Annotated in this window: 11 protein-coding genes and 1 pseudogene; 6 read left to right on the top strand and 6 right to left on the bottom strand. The window is 60.5% G+C overall.

Going from position 1 to position 15,707, the window contains the following annotated elements; translation table 11 throughout:
* Nucleotides 1–86: 86 nt before the first annotated feature.
* The 5 genes from RCH09_RS18400 to RCH09_RS18380 are packed head-to-tail and all read right to left on the bottom strand — an operon-like array spanning nt 87 to nt 6,156.
* The gene (locus RCH09_RS18400; RefSeq protein ID WP_326942603.1) at nt 87–2,627 is read right to left on the bottom strand and encodes a DEAD/DEAH box helicase; all 2,541 of its coding nucleotides are present in this window, start codon (nt 2,625–2,627) and stop codon (nt 87–89) included.
* Nucleotides 2,617–3,393, bottom strand: a complete 777-nt coding sequence (locus RCH09_RS18395) for a Hachiman antiphage defense system protein HamA (protein WP_326942602.1) — start codon at nt 3,391–3,393, stop codon at nt 2,617–2,619. Before RCH09_RS18395 ends, RCH09_RS18400 begins: the two co-directional genes overlap by 11 nt.
* Before the next feature lie 32 nt (nt 3,394–3,425).
* Nucleotides 3,426–4,361, bottom strand: coding sequence for an AbiJ-NTD4 domain-containing protein (locus tag RCH09_RS18390; RefSeq protein WP_326942604.1), 936 nt, complete (start codon nt 4,359–4,361; stop codon nt 3,426–3,428).
* Nucleotides 4,361–5,437 (bottom strand): nucleotidyl transferase AbiEii/AbiGii toxin family protein, encoded by a 1,077-nt coding sequence (locus RCH09_RS18385; protein ID WP_326942601.1) that lies wholly within the window; start codon nt 5,435–5,437, stop codon nt 4,361–4,363. The genes RCH09_RS18390 and RCH09_RS18385 overlap by 1 nt, the downstream gene beginning before the upstream one ends.
* Nucleotides 5,434–6,156, bottom strand: a complete 723-nt coding sequence (locus tag RCH09_RS18380) for a DUF6088 family protein (RefSeq protein ID WP_326942600.1) — start codon at nt 6,154–6,156, stop codon at nt 5,434–5,436. Before RCH09_RS18380 ends, RCH09_RS18385 begins: the two co-directional genes overlap by 4 nt.
* Before the next feature lie 593 nt (nt 6,157–6,749).
* On the opposite strand from RCH09_RS18380, the gene radC reads away from it, so the two are divergent.
* From radC to RCH09_RS18350, 6 genes are all read left to right on the top strand, one after another.
* Nucleotides 6,750–7,256, top strand: a complete 507-nt coding sequence (gene radC, locus RCH09_RS18375) for a RadC family protein (protein WP_323492803.1) — start codon at nt 6,750–6,752, stop codon at nt 7,254–7,256.
* A 572-nt stretch (nt 7,257–7,828) separates the two neighbouring features.
* The gene (locus tag RCH09_RS18370) at nt 7,829–8,656 is read left to right on the top strand and encodes a DUF932 domain-containing protein (RefSeq protein WP_326942599.1); all 828 of its coding nucleotides are present in this window, start codon (nt 7,829–7,831) and stop codon (nt 8,654–8,656) included.
* A gap of 911 nt (nt 8,657–9,567) precedes the next feature.
* Complete coding sequence (locus RCH09_RS18365) at nt 9,568–11,562, top strand: ParB/RepB/Spo0J family partition protein (protein WP_326942597.1); 1,995 nt, start codon at nt 9,568–9,570, stop codon at nt 11,560–11,562.
* 666 nt (nt 11,563–12,228) lie between these two features.
* Nucleotides 12,229–12,534: a DUF736 domain-containing protein gene (locus tag RCH09_RS18360; protein WP_326942596.1), complete on the top strand. Its 306-nt coding sequence runs from the start codon at nt 12,229–12,231 to the stop codon at nt 12,532–12,534.
* A 727-nt stretch (nt 12,535–13,261) separates the two neighbouring features.
* A complete protein-coding gene (locus tag RCH09_RS18355; RefSeq protein ID WP_326942595.1) occupies nt 13,262–13,606 on the top strand; it encodes a DUF2958 domain-containing protein in 345 nt (114 codons plus the stop codon).
* A gap of 311 nt (nt 13,607–13,917) precedes the next feature.
* Nucleotides 13,918–14,265 carry a DUF2958 domain-containing protein gene (locus RCH09_RS18350; protein WP_326942594.1) on the top strand — a complete coding sequence of 116 codons (348 nt, stop codon included), beginning with the start codon at nt 13,918–13,920 and terminating at the stop codon, nt 14,263–14,265.
* A 33-nt stretch (nt 14,266–14,298) separates the two neighbouring features.
* Here the strand turns inward: RCH09_RS18350 and RCH09_RS18345 are convergent.
* Nucleotides 14,299–15,707, bottom strand: a pseudogene (locus RCH09_RS18345) (hypothetical protein); the annotation flags it as partial.

Raw genomic sequence — 15,707 nt, 5'->3', positions numbered from 1 at the left:
GTGGCGTTTGTGTTGATGAGTGTGTTTCTCGATAACTTACATTTTATCAATCACTTACGGCATTCTTGCCCTTTTTTATGCAAAATTCAGGCTAGGATGGCTTGGTGCGACTCTTGCTCAGCGTCGCCTTCCCTGGCGATCTGGCGCGCCCAGAGCGACCCTTGCAGTGCTTCGTCGAGAAGTCGCGGCAGGTCCTCGCTGTCTGCATCCAGGGCCTCGACCAAGCCAAGCACGGTTGCGTCCAGTTTCTCCACCAGGTGCGACATCGGCTCCTCTTCGATCTTTTCGTCCTCGGCATCATCGTCGGCGTCGCCATCAACATTGGCGACCCCTAGCAACGCGCTCTCCTCCGCTTGAGACTTCCACGCTTCCCGCGAACTCGACAAGTATTCGATCGCATCGGCGCGTTCCAACACTCCTTCGCGGGCTAGGCGATCAATGATCTCGGCAATGATCTGGTATAGGCCGCTTTTCAGCGTGCGAGCCTTGGCCGACTGCACAAGACCGCGCCACTGTTTGATGCGCCAGACTGGGTTATCAATGACTACGTGAACCACGAGACCTTCGACATCAACGAACGCCCTGCCAGCGCGGCCCGCCACGTTGGCAAACTCTTCTCCTGAAATGACCTTGCCTGACCGAACCAGATACGGAACCAGCAGAACGGCGGCGTTTAAGTTCAATCCCTGCGACAGCGTTGGCGACGCAACGATGACCTTGAGCACGCCCTTGGCCAACAACGCTTCCAGTTCTCGAAGAAAAGGGCTTGGCAGGCGCCCATGATGAATCGCTACGCCGAGCTTGAGACAAGCTACTGCGGGATGCTGGTCACCTAACCACTCTTTGCCGACTTCCAGCGCTCGCAGCACAGACGCTTCATCGTCTAACAGCGTCGGCAGGTATCCCCGACGGTGCAGCTCGACGGCTGCCGCCCCATAACCTTCAACCCAATTGGCCTGCGTCGAGAAGACAAGGGTCCGCTTGCCCTGCTGGGCAAACTGCCATGCCGCAAACAACGTCAAATCCTTGGTCTTGCGCGGGTATGGCTTTCTGTCCGGTGCTCGCGCCGGAATTTGTTCTATGAAACGCGCCAGGAAGGGACCTTGCTGCTCAAGGTCATAATTGAGTCTTGCGGCATCGCCCTGCCAGACCAATGTACCGAAACGCTGCCGCGTCGGGCGCCACGATGACCTGACCGGCTCCCCTTCAACATCACTGCGAATCCAGGCCGTCAGGTCTTCAAGTTGCTGACCATCTGGAAGGATGGCCGACAAGCAAACAATACGGCGAGTGTCCGCATCCGCGCGCCGCAGCAGTTTTTGCACCAAGATCTCATAGCGAATCTCGCGCTCGGTTGGACCGATAAGATGCCCCTCATCAAGCACGACCAAACCGATGTTGTCGATCAGCGTCGCGTCGTTGCGAAGTGCGAAATCGAGTTTTTCGGGTGTGGCGATGATGATGTCCATCGACCTCAGGGCATCTTCGTCACCGGCCGACAATCCGCTCGCACCGTAGAGCGAAGATACGGTGAACCCCAGCGGCGCGAAGGTCTGGCGAAACGTTCGCTCGGTCTGCGCCGAAAGCGCGCGCAACGGGGTCACGATCAACACCCGCTTGCTGGCCGACAAACACATCAGGGCAGCGATCTCGGCGATGCGCGTCTTTCCCGCGCTGGTCGGCAGCGCGACGACCAAATCGTCCGAGACATCGGTAGACCGCTTGGCCGCCTCACGCTGCGAAGGCCACAACTCCAGTTCGGCACTTTTGCGTGCATAAAGAGAAGCAATGAAGAACCGCCGCAACTCAGGGTATCGCTCGGCCCCTTCCTGCGGCGGGTTCAACGGCAGCGTTTCGTGGAGCGAATGCGCCCATAGATCGTCGATCATGTTGCGGCACAAGCGGATGATCCACCACAGCGACACTGAAGCAGCGGTGTCGGCAAGCTTGATCGCGGTGTCCAGCAGCTCCTTGGCACCATTCAGCAGCGAAACCTCTCCCGTCTGAAGCGCGAAATCAAAGAACGCCAAGGCTCGACAGACGACTGTGTTAAGGATGATCGAGATCGCCTCGTCGAACTCGATGTCCCCTTCCTGCAACAATGCAGATACACGGGCATCGCTGTTTTCGTCGTCCAGTAACTGCGACTTGACGTATGTCCTGAGGCGATCCAGATCACGCAGGATCAGCAGTATCAGCGCGACCTCGGCCGCGTTGGCGTTGAGTTCGGCAATCTGCTGCTCGCCAAACAAAGAGTATGCAATAGCAGAGTAACCCGCGAGATGGTAGGCAGCGCCAGCAATCGTGCGATAGAAGCCACGCTCCTCTGCCCCCGGAGCTCCATTGCGAACGAGCGATTCAAAGGCGTTCCCGGCACGTTCGAATGCGCGCTGGCATAGCACCGATGCTCCGTCCTGTTCACGAAGCGCCAGAGCCGCACGCAGGATCGAGAACCCGTGCTCGGCCAAATCGATGTCGATGTCGTCACCCAACGGTGGCGCATCCTCGGGCAGTACCCCCGCATGTCGCATGATCGACCAGGCGGCACCACGATCAAGCAACCGTCCCCAAACTCCGTCCTGGGTCGCATTGGTTAGGAATGCCTGCAGTTCGTCGCTAGTCTCCAAGATTCATCGCCTCCTCATAGACTTCCGCAATGAACGCTTGATGATCCTCGATGTGGAGGCTGATCACATGTTGATTGCGATCGCTCCCCGCCGCTTCTAGGTCTTTTTCCAGCTTCGCCTGCGGAGCGTTCCCCGACATCGTGAACAGCATGTGGTCAATTCGACTCGGCCGCAGTGTCTTGAGCCCTACTTCGTCTCGGATCGTCCGGCCAAGCGCCACGTCGTCCTCGTCTTTGCCTTCCAAAAGACGATTTGCGATAAACAACAGTGAATCGGGTGTGCAGCGGCCGCCGTACCGGTTCAAGGCTTCGCGTGCCTCCGCGATCGTTACGTTGCCCAGATTGGCGCGGCTTTTTGATTCGCCCTTCAGGAGCCAAAGTTTGTCATCAGAGCCAACGCCCACGCCGATGAAATCATCCCCGCGCATAGCTACTTCGCGTCCGTCCTTGAATCGCATCCGCCGAACGGGAACGCGGAAATTAGTCTCCTCCTCGACCAGCTCGGAAGCGAGGATCTCGCCGAGATCACCTGATCGCGCTCGTTTTGACTGGGGCAGTAATGCCCTCAAAATCTCGGCGGCCCTGTCGTACCCAAGTCGGGCGACATCGTCTGCGATCCGATCAGCTTGGTCGTAATGGGTTCTAACCGCTTCACCGAGCTGCTCAAGAGCAGCAGCGCGACCACCAGCTTTCTCCGTGTAGGTCCGGAGCGTTTTCTTTTTGTCTTTCTGCTTGGTGACAGCGCACCAATCCTTGTATAAAGCCATGGCTCCTCCTACACGTTCTTACTTTTTTTGTTTTATGTGCGTGACATGAGCGACCGCGCAGCGCCCTGCTTTCTCAGCATTAGCTGGATCATCGCAAACAGGCGATGAAAGAGGTAATCGATATGGTCCATATCGATTACCGGCACTTGGTTGACCTCAGAGTGACGGATCAAATGGCTGTTGCCGATGGAGTTCAACTCCATCGCCTCCGCTTCCAGTCTTGCCCGCAACGATGGCTCCGACGCTGTGGCGTCCAGGATGATCTTGATCGACCTTTTCTTGTCGCTTGGGTCTGCAAGGGACTTGAGCCGCTCCCATGCGTCCCACAAGCGCTCCAGCGCTTCTCGACGAACCAGGGGATTGCGGTCTGAAAACTTCGCCCGACATTCCTCCAGCATATTGTCGAGCGTGCGGTCTCCGGTGTTGAAAACCGTTCGCCGCAGATCATCACCCAACACCAACGGAAGTACACGCACAAGACGACCTGTCGAGAGCATTTCGAATGCCACGCCATTGCGTGCAAAGATGCGGTTGACGGTAGCGCGGAACTCCTCCTGCCCAACTTGTTGATCGAAACTCAGATGGTGGTGACTGAAAAAGTCGTGGTACTTGCCGGGATTCGGCTTCGCCACCGAAGCGTAGACGAACTCAATAAAGTCCAGGATGAGCAACGTGTCCGGCGCGAACGGCTGGCGCTGCGAGAAAAAGCCATCCTCCACCTCGCTCGTGGTTTCAAGCGGCCAAGCCAATCCTGGCATTTCCGCAATCACGGCTGCCGCCAACGAATCGGGATCGCTTCCGCAAATAGCTTGCCCATCCGGGCAACGCGCGGGAAACTGCAAACCGAAGGCAGCGCTGTTGATTAACGCCTGCACCGTTCCCACTAGGCCCGCCCAGACAGTGGGCGAAATCATCTGCTCGGTACGAGCACGTGGGCCGTTCTCTCGGTCGCTGAAATAGTCCACCATCAATGCTGCTCCTCTTGCATAAGCGGCGCGACTGGTGCGGCACCGTTGACTATCTGCTCGAATCTCTCGGCGCTGGCGAGTACCGCATCAAGCTGCGCAATCTCACCGAAAACCATTCCCGACATGGCCGCATAGTCCCTGGTGATTGCATCCCGCATCGCGGGACTGGGCGTCAGCGTGAACGTGCCGGGGATTGCAGTATTGAGCCCTAAATCCGCGCTACCGAAGAACAGCCGCGCATGGTGCGCGCAATCGATCGCCAGCGCATGGTCGGCCTGCCATTCGTGTGCCGACACGGCCTGCATCAACTGATGTACGTCGTAGTAATGGCGCGAAACGCGCTGTCCACCATGTCGCAGTTCGCCGCGACGGTCGTACCACTGGCGCAAACCGTGCAGGATGATGACCTTATCCCAGAAGGTGCGCTCGGGTTTCACGGTCGTGACGTTGGCCACGGTCAGGTTCAGGTCGGATAGGTCCTGCGCCACGTAGGGCGTGACCGTGGCTGCGACGTGCGGGTCCAGTGCCGACTTTGCGCCGGCCTCGATCTTGACCGCAGAGCGGATGTAGTCGCCGGTGGTGGCTGTGACAGCGGGATACCAGAACAGTAACGTCTGACCATCCTTATCCTCGGGGTCGGGCTCCAGCCGGAAACGGGCATCTGGAATGATGGAGGTGGCGAGTTGGGTGAACTGCTCCGTCAATGGTCCGGCAATGTAGCTTTGGCAAGCATTGCGGATGGCTTCGAGACGTGCGCGGCGCTTCTTGCCGCTCAATGCATTCAACTCAGCCACATCGGCTGACTGTCCCAGATCGTCGCGAAAGACGGTGATGTCGATGTCCTCGGAAAATCGCGAGATCAGACCGAAGGCTTTGGACAGGGAGGTGCCGCCCTTGAACAGCAGACGAGGACCGCCAGCCTCTAATCCGTTGAACAGTACATCAAGCGTCCAGCAAACCCAGAAGTCTTTTTCGACATTCTGAACTGCGGTACCCAATCGAGCGGCGGTTCCGAGAAACAGATCGCGCCGCTCAGCATCGCTCGCGACAATCACTTCGTGGAAAGACGGGTTCAATCGGTGACCTCCAGATGTTTGGCCGAACGGCGACGGGTCGTTGGCGATTTCGTGCCTTTATGCGGCTGCGATGCCTTGGCCGCTACAAGCGGCTGATCACCGCCGGGCAGTTCACGAACCAGGCTTTGCATCCACGCTGGTAGCGCGCTAAAGCCATCGATCAGGTCTTGGCGGATCGTTGCACCGTGGATGGGGTCTGCCAACACTTGAGCCAATCGGCGCAGAATACGGTCGCGATCAGAAACCAAGGTGTCTTTCAGCCAATGCAGTGCTTGCACAACGCGCATGGCCGGACGCCCCGCCCAGTAGAGACGGCTGGGCGCGGTTTGCTTGAAGTCTATGGTTAGCTTGTCGAGCTGTATGGCGCGGCGGCGAGCATCGGTGTGAATGGTGACACGGGCCGGAACGGCATCGGTCAGACCGAGATCGTTGGCGGCGGTCATCCCGTCTACCAGCAAGCGCAACTGGTCGCGACGGGCGATGGCCCCCACCACGGCGCGGTAATCTGGAGTGGTCGGGCGCTTCGTTAATTTGTTAAGCGTCGGTTTGTCATATAGACCACGGTCGATACGGCGCAGATCACCGGCCTGCACCATACGCTGCAGGGCTTTGTCGATGGCATCGCGATTGCCGAGTTGAGCAAAATCAGTCGGCACCCAGACTTGACCTGGGTCGCCAGCCTTGATTTGCGCAGCGATGATGGATTTGAGATCAGACATAATTTTATCCTGTCCGATCTTTGTACATTTTTTTCGGACCGGGAGCAAGCATTTTGTCCGAAAAATGTAGTTTTATTTCGGACGGCTGTATTAATGGCAGGATGGCGTTTCAGCACTTGTTCCGCATCCGCTGCACGGAGTGAAGGCAGTCCCGCATAGGTCTCGCACCGAATTAGGACTATGCGACTTTGATCAAAGCCCTGCCCGCTCCGCCTGCCCTGGCAGTAAAGCATGGTGGAGGTACTACCCTGCTGACACGTAAATATTGATATTTGCTTTCACGCGTCCCGGCGTAGCCGCCGTCGGGCTCGCGGGCGTTGCCCCGTGCCTCGTGCCGAGTCACGGCCATTCGGCATTGATCCCTGACGCCTCCGGCCCTTTGGGCCTGCGCGCGCCGCTTGCCATAAAGGCGGTGGAGTGTGTGGTGTGGTCTTGCTGTTCCCTTCAATGTACCACGCCGTTCTCGCCGTCAAGGGCTGCGCGTGCCCTGCACGCTGGCGTCCATGCGGCCGTCTGCGACCCCTGACTGCTTGCGCTGCGGCGTGTTCCTCCGGTTCCAGGCAATTCCGCCCGATTCGGACTGGAGCACGATCATGTCGCAACTTACTCATTCTCTCGATTCTTCCCTTCTCGTTCGCGATGTCACGGGCGACTACCGTCCTGCCAACGCCGACGAGGTGTTGCAGGCTGCGCAGCGTGTACTCGCAGGACAAATGCGCGACTGCGAAGTCCTGAACTCGCCGCAGGTGGTGCGCGACTTCCTGCGAGTGAAGCTGGGCGCGCTGGAGCACGAGGTGTTCGCCGTCATCCATCTGGATGCACAGAACCGTGTCATCGAATACGTCGAGATGTTTCGCGGCACGGTGAGCCAGACATCGGTGTATCCGCGCGAGGTGGTCAAGGAGTCCCTGGCCAGAAACAGCGCTGCGTTATTGCTGGTGCATAACCATCCGAGCGGTTCAACCCAACCGTCGCGCGCCGACGAGATGCTCACGCAGGCACTGAAGTCGGCACTGGCGCTGGTGGACGTGCGAGTGCTGGATCACCTGATCGTCGCCGGTGGCGACATCCTGAGTTTTGCCGAACGCGGGCTGTTGTAGCCCGAGGGGGCATTGCCCCCTTTTTGCTGCGTCCTTGACATCCAGTAAAGGCTGCGCGCTGCGCTTGCCTCCAGGGGTCGGCTGACGCCCACCCCGCCGCGCAAGCTTGGCGCCCCACCGCAAGACCGCCGAACAGGCTGCGCCTGATCGGCCAGCACACAACGTCGATTGCGCGCCACGCGCTTTGCCCACTTCCAGTCAGGCGTGCTTGCTGCACGCAGGGGCGCTCGCCGCGCGGCGTTGGTTTCAGCGCATCCCCTGGCCCATCGACCGCTGTTCGTCTTTCCCCAAGTTCATCGCTTTCTCCCGCGACCTTAGCCTGCGGTGCCTGGCCGTCAAGGCGCGCAGGGCCGAGTCCTCGCTGCACTGCGGGCCGCACCAACCCTGCGCTTCTTCCTTGACGGCCAGCCCCTCGCAGGCCCGGTTTTTCGCGGGCGATGAACTCAGGAAAGACGGCGGCAAACAGGAACCGGCCCAGGTCTCTGCGCCGAACCAACCAAAGCCACAACGGGCTCCGAATCTTGGAATCCGGTCAGCTTTGAAACCACAGCTTCAATCACAGGAGAAAGACCATGCAACTCAGTTCCCGTTTCGCTTCCCGCTCCCCCGTGCTGCGCGCCGATCATCCGCTGTCAGATGACCAAATCCGCACCGTGGCCCCGTCCATCTTTGCCGAAGACAAACACGAAAGCCGCTCTGACCGTTACCGCTACATAGCAACCGGCGCGGTGTTGTCCGAATTGCGCAAGGAAGGATTCCAGCCCTTTATGGTGTGCCAGACCCGTGTACGCGACGAAGGCAAGCGCGAGCATACCAAGCACATGGTGCGGCTGCGCCATGCCGACCAGATCAATGGCGCAGAGGCCAACGAAATCATTTTGCTGAACTCGCACGATGGCACCAGCAGCTATCAAATGTTGGCGGGCATGTTCCGCTTCGTCTGCAAAAACGGATTGGTGTGCGGCGACACCGTGGCCGATCTGCGCATTCCGCATAAGGGCGATGTGGTCGGGCAGGTGATCGAAGGCGCGTTTGATGTACTGGACGGTTTCGACCTTGTGCGCGAACGCCGCGACGAGATGCGCGCCGTTACGCTGGACCGTGGCGAGGCCGAAGTGTTTGCCCATGCGGCGCTGTCCCTCAAGTACGACGACCCGACGACACCCGCACCCATCACCGAATCGCAGCTATTGACGCCGCGCCGCCGCGACGACGACCGGCCCGATTTGTGGAGCGCTTATAACCGCGTGCAGGAGAATTTGACGCAAGGCGGGTTGCACGGACGCACCGCCACCGGACGCAGGCACAGCACCCGGCCCATTCAAGGCATTGACCAGAACGTCAAGATCAACCGGGCTTTGTGGATGCTGGCCGAAGGCATGAAGCGGCTCAAGGCTTGACCGGCTGAATCAACGAGGGGGCGCAATGCCCCCTCAACAATGAAGGCACACGGCACGGGGCGGCCAGGCCGGGCCGCCGCGCGCCCATCCGTTCCGTCTGGGCGCACGGCGGCGGTCGCTACGCGACCACTCGATGGCTGTAGGTGTTCGCCATCGCTTACATGGAGAGCCAGCCGAAAGTTGCCAGATGCTTCGCATTTGGGTAGTTCGGCAATCCTGCCTGAATTATCTTTGCGTCTCCCGGCATAGCCGGGCCGCGCTGTCGTGCGTAGCATCGAGCCGCCATAGCGTCTCGCCCCTTTCGGGCTTCCATCGTTCCCTCCCTGTGGTCGGCTGACGCCTGCGCACTGCGCTTGCCCTCCAGGGGATCGGCAATGCAGCCCATCCCCGCCGCACTCTGTTTGGCGCCCCTGCAATGCCGCCGAACAGGTTGCACCTGATCGGCCAACAGCCATACATCCAGGCGTGCCTTCGGCACGCAGGGGCGCTTGCCGCGCGGCGTTGGTTGCAGCGCAGCCCCTGGCCCATCGGCCGCTGTTCGTCTTTCCCCAAGTTCATCGCTTTTTCCCGCGACCGTAGCCCGCAGTGCCTGGCCGTCAAGGCGCGCAGGGCCGAGTCCTCGCTGCGCTGCGGGCCGCACCAACCCTGCGCTTCATCCTTGACAGCCAGTCCCTTGCCGGCCCGGTTTTTCGCGGGCGATGAACTCAGGAAAGACGGCGGCAAACAGGGACCGACCCAGGTCTCTGCGCCGAACCAACCAAAGCCAACACCGGGCTCCGAATCTTGGAATCCGGTCGGTTTTGAAAACCACAGGAGGCAGCGCATGCAGACATCGACACCGTGAAATCGACAACGAATTTTTCTTCATCCATTTTGTTTTCAACGTCCCGCGAGGGATAGGAGCTATCACCATGAACACCATTACCCATCAAGAAACCCAAGCACTGCACGCGGCAGCTTTTACCCCAGCCGCCGCTACCATTGCGGCATACGACCTGCTGTTGATTCCGCTGTCGCAGTTGCGGCCTTCAAGCCGCAACGTGCGCAAGAGCGGCGGCGCGTCGATTCCCGAGCTTGCATCAAGCATTGCCCGCGTCGGCCTGCTGCAAAATCTCACTGTCACCGCATCAAGCGATGGTGAGCATTACGAAGTCGTCGCAGGCAAGCGGCGTCTGGCAGCGTTGAATCTGCTGGCGAAGCGGCGCAAGCTTGCCAAGACCCATGAAGTGCCTTGCCTGCTGGTGCCGGATGCGTCGGCACGTACCGTGAGCCTGACCGAAAACGTGCAGCGCGAAGCCATGCACCCCGGTGAGCAGTTCGAGGCGTTCGCCGCGTTGGTGGCCGAAGGTCGGCCTGTCGAAGATATTGCCGCCGATTTTGGTGTGACACCGCTTGTGGTGCAGCGCCGTTTGAAGTTGGCGAATGTCTCGCCGCGCCTGCTGGCCGACTATCGCGCCGATACTGTCACGCTCGACCAGTTGATGGCGCTCGCCATCACGGACGACCACACCGCACAGGAAGCGGCGTTCTATGACGCGCCGCAGTGGCAGCGTAGCGCGCAGGCGCTGCGCGAACACCTGACCGAACGCGAGATCGACGCCACGCGCGATGCGCTGGCACGCTTCGTCGGCATCGACGCTTACGAGGCCGCAGGCGGTGGTGTGCGGCGCGACCTGTTCTCGGACGACACACGGGGCGTGTTCCTCTCCGATGCGGCATTGCTGGATACCTTGGCGCGAGACAAACTTGCAGCCGCTGCGGACAGTGCCCGTGCGGAGGGTTGGGCATGGGTCGAAACGGTGCCGCGCATCACATCGGCGGAACTGCACGGCTTCCAGCGTGCCCGCCGTGACCGGCGCACGCCGAACAAGAGCGAGGCCAAGCGCATCGCCAAACTGCAATCGCGGCAACAGGCCATCGACGACAAGCTGAATGCCGACGATGCCGAGGACATCGCGGAAGAAGAAGCATCGCCCCTCTACGAGGAAAGCGACAAACTTGGCGTTGAACTCGACAACATCGAACAATCGCTGCTGGTGTTTGCACCCGAGGTGCTGACGATGGCCGGGGCTATCGTGGCTGTCGATCATGCGGGCGAAATCACCATCCATCGCGGCCTGTTGCGTGAGGCCGAGGCCAAGGCATTGCGGGCGCAGGAACGGCAAGGCATGCAGGCTGGTAGTGATAGCGAAGGCGAGGCGCAGCAACCGACCACACCGAACATTTCCGAAAAGCTGGCGCGGCGCTTGAGCGCACACCGCACGGCGGCGCTGCAAGCGGAAGTCGCCCGCCATCCGCAAGTGGCGCTGGTGGCCGTGGTGCATCGCCTCGCGCTGCGCGTGGTGGTCGATGGCTACCGTTCGGACGATTCGCCGATCAACATCAGCGCTTCGCCGCAGGACGGACTGGATACATTTGCGCCAGATGTGGCGCAGTCGCCCGCACTGACCGGCTTGCGGGAAGTGCGGCAGGCGTGGGCGGCACGGCTACCCAGTGACCCGGACGCACTGTTCGCTGAATTGCTGGCGTTGCCACAGCCGGAACTGCTGTCGCTGCTGGCGGTGTGCGTGGCTGCGACGGTGGGCGCGGTCACGCCACGCGAAGACAAATTGCCTGCATTCGCACTGGCGCAGGCGGTAGGCCTTGACATGCACTCGTGGTGGACACCGACCGCCGAAGGCTACTTCGCCCATGTGTCGAAAGCCAAGGCCATCGAGGCGGTGCAGGTGTTCGCGCCGGAGCATGCGGCGCGGCTCGCCAAGCTCAAGAAGAACGATCTGGCCAGCGAAGCGGAACGGCTGGCGTTGGGCAAGGGTTGGCTGCCGGTGATGTTGCGGGCAGCGGTACAGGAAGCACCAGCAGAAACGCTCCCGGATGCTGAGACGGACAAGTTTGCAAGTGAATAAGTAAGCGAATAAGCAAGATACCCCGGCGAGTTTCCGCCGGGGCATTTTTTGCGCGGCGCGCGCGGCAAGTATGCCGCGCGCGTTTTAACAACCGACAACCCCAACCAATTCCCAAAAACGCGCCCCGCCGCACAGGCGGGGCGCCGGAGTGCGACAGCTTTGCTGCGCGCGCTTGTGCAATGACGCACCACCCCCAACGCTGCCGGGCAGCGTCGCCAGAAACGACGGCGGCTCACCGGCAGGCCGTCCACCTTGCCCAAAACCATCCACACCGCAATCGATCAAGCCCGCGCCAGTGCGCGGGAGCGTTCAACCTTGGTGATTCAGAAATGACCTTGTTGATGAATGGGTGCGTGCCGGCGCAGCGCCTATGCTGAGATGGCGGAGCCATGCTGCCTTCCGGTGAGGATCGCACCCAACGGCGGCCTTGACTTGTCGTGAATCCTGGCGAGGTAGCGGCTGCGCCTCGGGCTTCATGGCTGCAACCGTCCGGCGCAACGATTTTCCCCGGCACGGTGTGCCTTCCTCGCGCAACAAAATCGCCGCGCCTCCCGGTCCTCCACTGCATTGCGGCCGCTTTGCGGTGCAGACCGCCCGTACCTCGCCCTTTGGATCACCGACAAGGCCGCGATGGGCGCTACCTTGATTCACCGAAAGGAAATCATCATGGCAAACATCGGCATCTTTACCGCACAGAACGAAAGCTTCACCGGCACGGTTCGCACCCTGACGCTTAACGTCAAGGTCAAATTCGTTCCCAACACCAAGGAAAGCGACAACGCCCCCGACTACCGCATCGTCGCCGGCAACTTCGAGATCGGCGCGGCGTGGAAGAAAGTTAGCAAGGCGGAACGGCCCTACCTGTCGGCAACCCTGGATGACCCGTCGTTCCCGGCGACCATCTATGCCCGCCTGGTCGAAGGCGAGGTCGGCGCGCACAACCTGATCTGGTCGCGCAGCAAGGGCGACTGATCATCGCCCTCGACGCCCCGCCTATCTGGCGGGGCGCTTTTGCGTTCACCGTCAGCGGCCCACGCCTTCACAGCGCGGGCCGACTCATTTCATGCACTGAATCGCTGGTTGACGGAGTACGGAATTGCGTGGAACCACACTTCCGTATTCGTGCTTGAGCACAAAGCCGCTTCTACGGATTGTCGGTTCTGTAGTTTCACGGAGATGCGTAAAAAAGGTTCTACGTTTTGATGAGTTTTGGCATTGAAGTCCTTCGTGCGTCCCCGGCGATGCCGGGCCACGCTGTCGTGCTGCGCATCAAGCCGCCGATGGCGTCTCGCCCCTTCGGCTTCCATCGCTGACGCCTCCGCGCTGAATGGCGCTGCGCGCTATGCTTGCCCTCCAGGGATCGGCTTGATGCCCATCCCCGCCGCGCCATGCTTGGCACCCCTCGCAATTCGCCGAACAGGCTGCACCTGATCGGCATGCAAGACCGCGCGCCATCGACCTCGGTCTGACGCTGACCGCTGCTCACCGCAGCGTCGCGGCGCTTCATGACGACGCCACTCCTGTAGCACATGGCCGCATCCCCGACCGGACAGGCAGCGCAGCTTGGCGCACGCCGCACGCCCGTCAACCCCCGGCCCGCGCCAGCTTCGCCCGTGTAGGGGGTGTGACGGCCGCGCTATGCGCGTGCGCCGGACACGCAGCGCTCCGATCGGGAGCGTCCATACAAGGAGTTGCAATCATGAACCTCATCACCGAAACACTGCGTGCGCAATTGCTGGCCAACGGCCAGCAGTCCCTCGACAACGACGACTTCGACCCACCGCCCGTCGTCAAGCTGTTCACCCCTGACGCGGGTACGACCTGGCTGCTCACCGAAATCGACCCGGACGACCATGACCATGCCTTCGGACTCTGCGACCTTGGGCAAGGCTTCCCGGAACTGGGCTATGTGAGTCTGGCCGAGTTGCAATCGGTGCGCGGCCGTCTTGGTCTTCCGATTGAGCGGGATCTGCACTTCATTGCCACCAAAGCAATCAGTGCCTATGCGCAAGAAGCGCGCCGCGCGGAGCGTATCGTGACGTAGCCGTCACACGGGTGCTGCCACCAGGCAGCGCCCTTTAGTTGCCTATTTTTCCCCTCTGGGCCTGGATTGGCGTTTCATTTATGGTTTTCCTGCTTGAACTTGCGGCGGGCGCGCCTATTCTGAAAGCCGTATCTACTGAAATCATGGTTTCCGTACTGACGCACTCGCCGATGCGTGTATCCACGGGTTCGGTGGAATCCGCTTTGGCAATGTGACGCATAAGCACACTTTCCCCATTCAAGCTTTGACGCATCGGCACGATTGCGCAAAACTAATGTTCCGTTGAACGTACCCACTTGCGCCCAGCGACCATGAAACCACTTATCACCGACGATCACCGCGTCCAATTGCTGGACAACGGCGCTGCCACCGCGCGCGGTGAGAAGCGCGACCCGCTGCCGGTTGTCAAGCTGTTCACCTTGGACGCGCATGCGACCTGGCTCTTGACCGAACTCAGCCCCGACGACGGCGACACCGCTTTCGGCCTGATCGACCTCGGTATCGGTGCGCCGGAACTCGGCCATGTGCGCTTATCCGTACTGGAAGGCATTCGCGGACCACAGAATCTTGCCGTTGTCCGCGATTTGCATTTCACGCCACGGCGGCGGCTCTCCGAATACGCCCGGCTGGCCCAGGCCGACGGATCGATCAACGACTGATCGTCCTTGCTTGCCAGCGCGATGCGGCATCGCTCAGCCAGAAAGACCTGCACTGAGTGCGGCACCGCACAGATTGAAACGCCCAGACGGGCTATTTTGCGGAGACTCCGCAGGCGTGCGGTTTGCGCTGGGTGCCGTGCGAAAGCCCGGCCTGTTGTCGGCCATCTTACCGGCTGCTGCGGAGCGGCACGCTGATCTGCGGACGGGGCACGTCTGCTGACGCAGGCTGACGATGGGACGGCCCCTTGTTCTCATCAATTGACAACCTTGTTGACTCATAGCGGTCGAAGACCGACGTGGTCTTGCCCGCCGTATCCCCGTGGCGGGCGTCTGATTCGCGGCATCCGGCAGCAGATCGTTGACCATGCTCCAAAGAGAACAGTAGAAGCTTTCCAGCCTTTCCGCTTCGACTTGCACCTCCCCAGGAACCTGCTGCGCCATCGCTTGCTCAAGCAGGGTCACCAACCGGTCGAACGTGAGAATTGGCGCGCCCATCTGGTTTATCGCCGTCTGGAACGGTCGCAGATCTTCGGCGACCAACCTTCCACCGACTTCCAGTAGCGTCTTTGCCTGATGGCTTGTCAGTGGACCGCGAGGCAGGAAGACCCCGCTGGGGCGTTGAACACTACCGTCTTGGGCCAGCGCAATGTGTGCCTGGGCTCCAGTCACCTTCAATCGTTCCCAAAATCGTTTGAAGCAAGTCGGGTGGTTCGATGGCTTCGACAGTTCAAACGCCCGCGCCAGGATCTGCCAGAGTTGGACGTCTCCGAGCATCGTCCGCAGGCCCTCAGGGTCTCTGGCAAGTTCGGCAGCAGCGGCATCGATGAGCATCTCGTTCCACGCCTGCTCGTGTTGGTGGCCAGCGAAGATGACCGCCTTTCGATCGGACTCTGGAAAGAAATCCGCATTGATGTGCATCGGCAATCCGGTCGACTGCTCGGTAGGCAAGAACGCGTAAAGCACCCCCTCGGCCAAGGGCTCGGGATCGATTCGCAAACCGATGCTGATCTTGGTGCCGCGACCGAGAGACTCAAGGCGGGGATGCGAGGCATACAACCGCGCAGCAGACTCCGCAACATCGGCCCGCAAGATGTGCCACTGCTCGACCTCGCCACTCGGGCGGAAACTGACGATCAGGTCAGACCCATCACCGCGATCAAGGTCACACGCCAATAGCAACTCGCCATTTCGGCGGACTTCCGCCGTCCGGATATGCCGAAGGAACAACAAGCTCATGCGAAGGACCTTCTGAAAATCCTCGACGAGCTGATCGATGTGAGATGCGCTGACGTGCGACACCCCCAGCGCGAGTCGAGCTTCGGTATTAGGGTCGTCCGCCCAAGGCAAGGAGGGTGTAAATAATTTTGTGTAAACGGTCATTTGGCAGGAGACTGCCGCCATCAAGGAGAAACAATGACCGTAGCAATGCGTAACAAGCGGGC

The sequence above is a fragment of the Actimicrobium sp. GrIS 1.19 genome (genome assembly GCF_035984655.1).
In the GTDB taxonomy this organism is placed as follows: Bacteria; Pseudomonadota; Gammaproteobacteria; order Burkholderiales; family Burkholderiaceae_D; genus Actimicrobium.
Note: the sequence above shows the minus strand (reverse complement) of the source record. Positions and strands in the feature narration are given on the sequence as shown.

What these genes read in the sequence shown, in the direction of transcription:
- RCH09_RS18395 (WP_326942602.1), bottom strand. Translation starts at nt 3,393, where the DNA reads ATGGCTTTATACAAGGATTGGTGCGCTGTCACCAAGCAGAAAGACAAA.
- RCH09_RS18390 (WP_326942604.1), bottom strand. Translation starts at nt 4,361, where the DNA reads ATGGTGGACTATTTCAGCGACCGAGAGAACGGCCCACGTGCTCGTACC.
- RCH09_RS18380 (WP_326942600.1), bottom strand. Translation starts at nt 6,156, where the DNA reads ATGTCTGATCTCAAATCCATCATCGCTGCGCAAATCAAGGCTGGCGAC.
- radC (WP_323492803.1), top strand. Translation starts at nt 6,750, where the DNA reads ATGTCGCAACTTACTCATTCTCTCGATTCTTCCCTTCTCGTTCGCGAT.
- RCH09_RS18370 (WP_326942599.1), top strand. Translation starts at nt 7,829, where the DNA reads ATGCAACTCAGTTCCCGTTTCGCTTCCCGCTCCCCCGTGCTGCGCGCC.
- RCH09_RS18365 (WP_326942597.1), top strand. Translation starts at nt 9,568, where the DNA reads ATGAACACCATTACCCATCAAGAAACCCAAGCACTGCACGCGGCAGCT.
- RCH09_RS18360 (WP_326942596.1), top strand. Translation starts at nt 12,229, where the DNA reads ATGGCAAACATCGGCATCTTTACCGCACAGAACGAAAGCTTCACCGGC.
- RCH09_RS18355 (WP_326942595.1), top strand. Translation starts at nt 13,262, where the DNA reads ATGAACCTCATCACCGAAACACTGCGTGCGCAATTGCTGGCCAACGGC.
- RCH09_RS18350 (WP_326942594.1), top strand. Translation starts at nt 13,918, where the DNA reads ATGAAACCACTTATCACCGACGATCACCGCGTCCAATTGCTGGACAAC.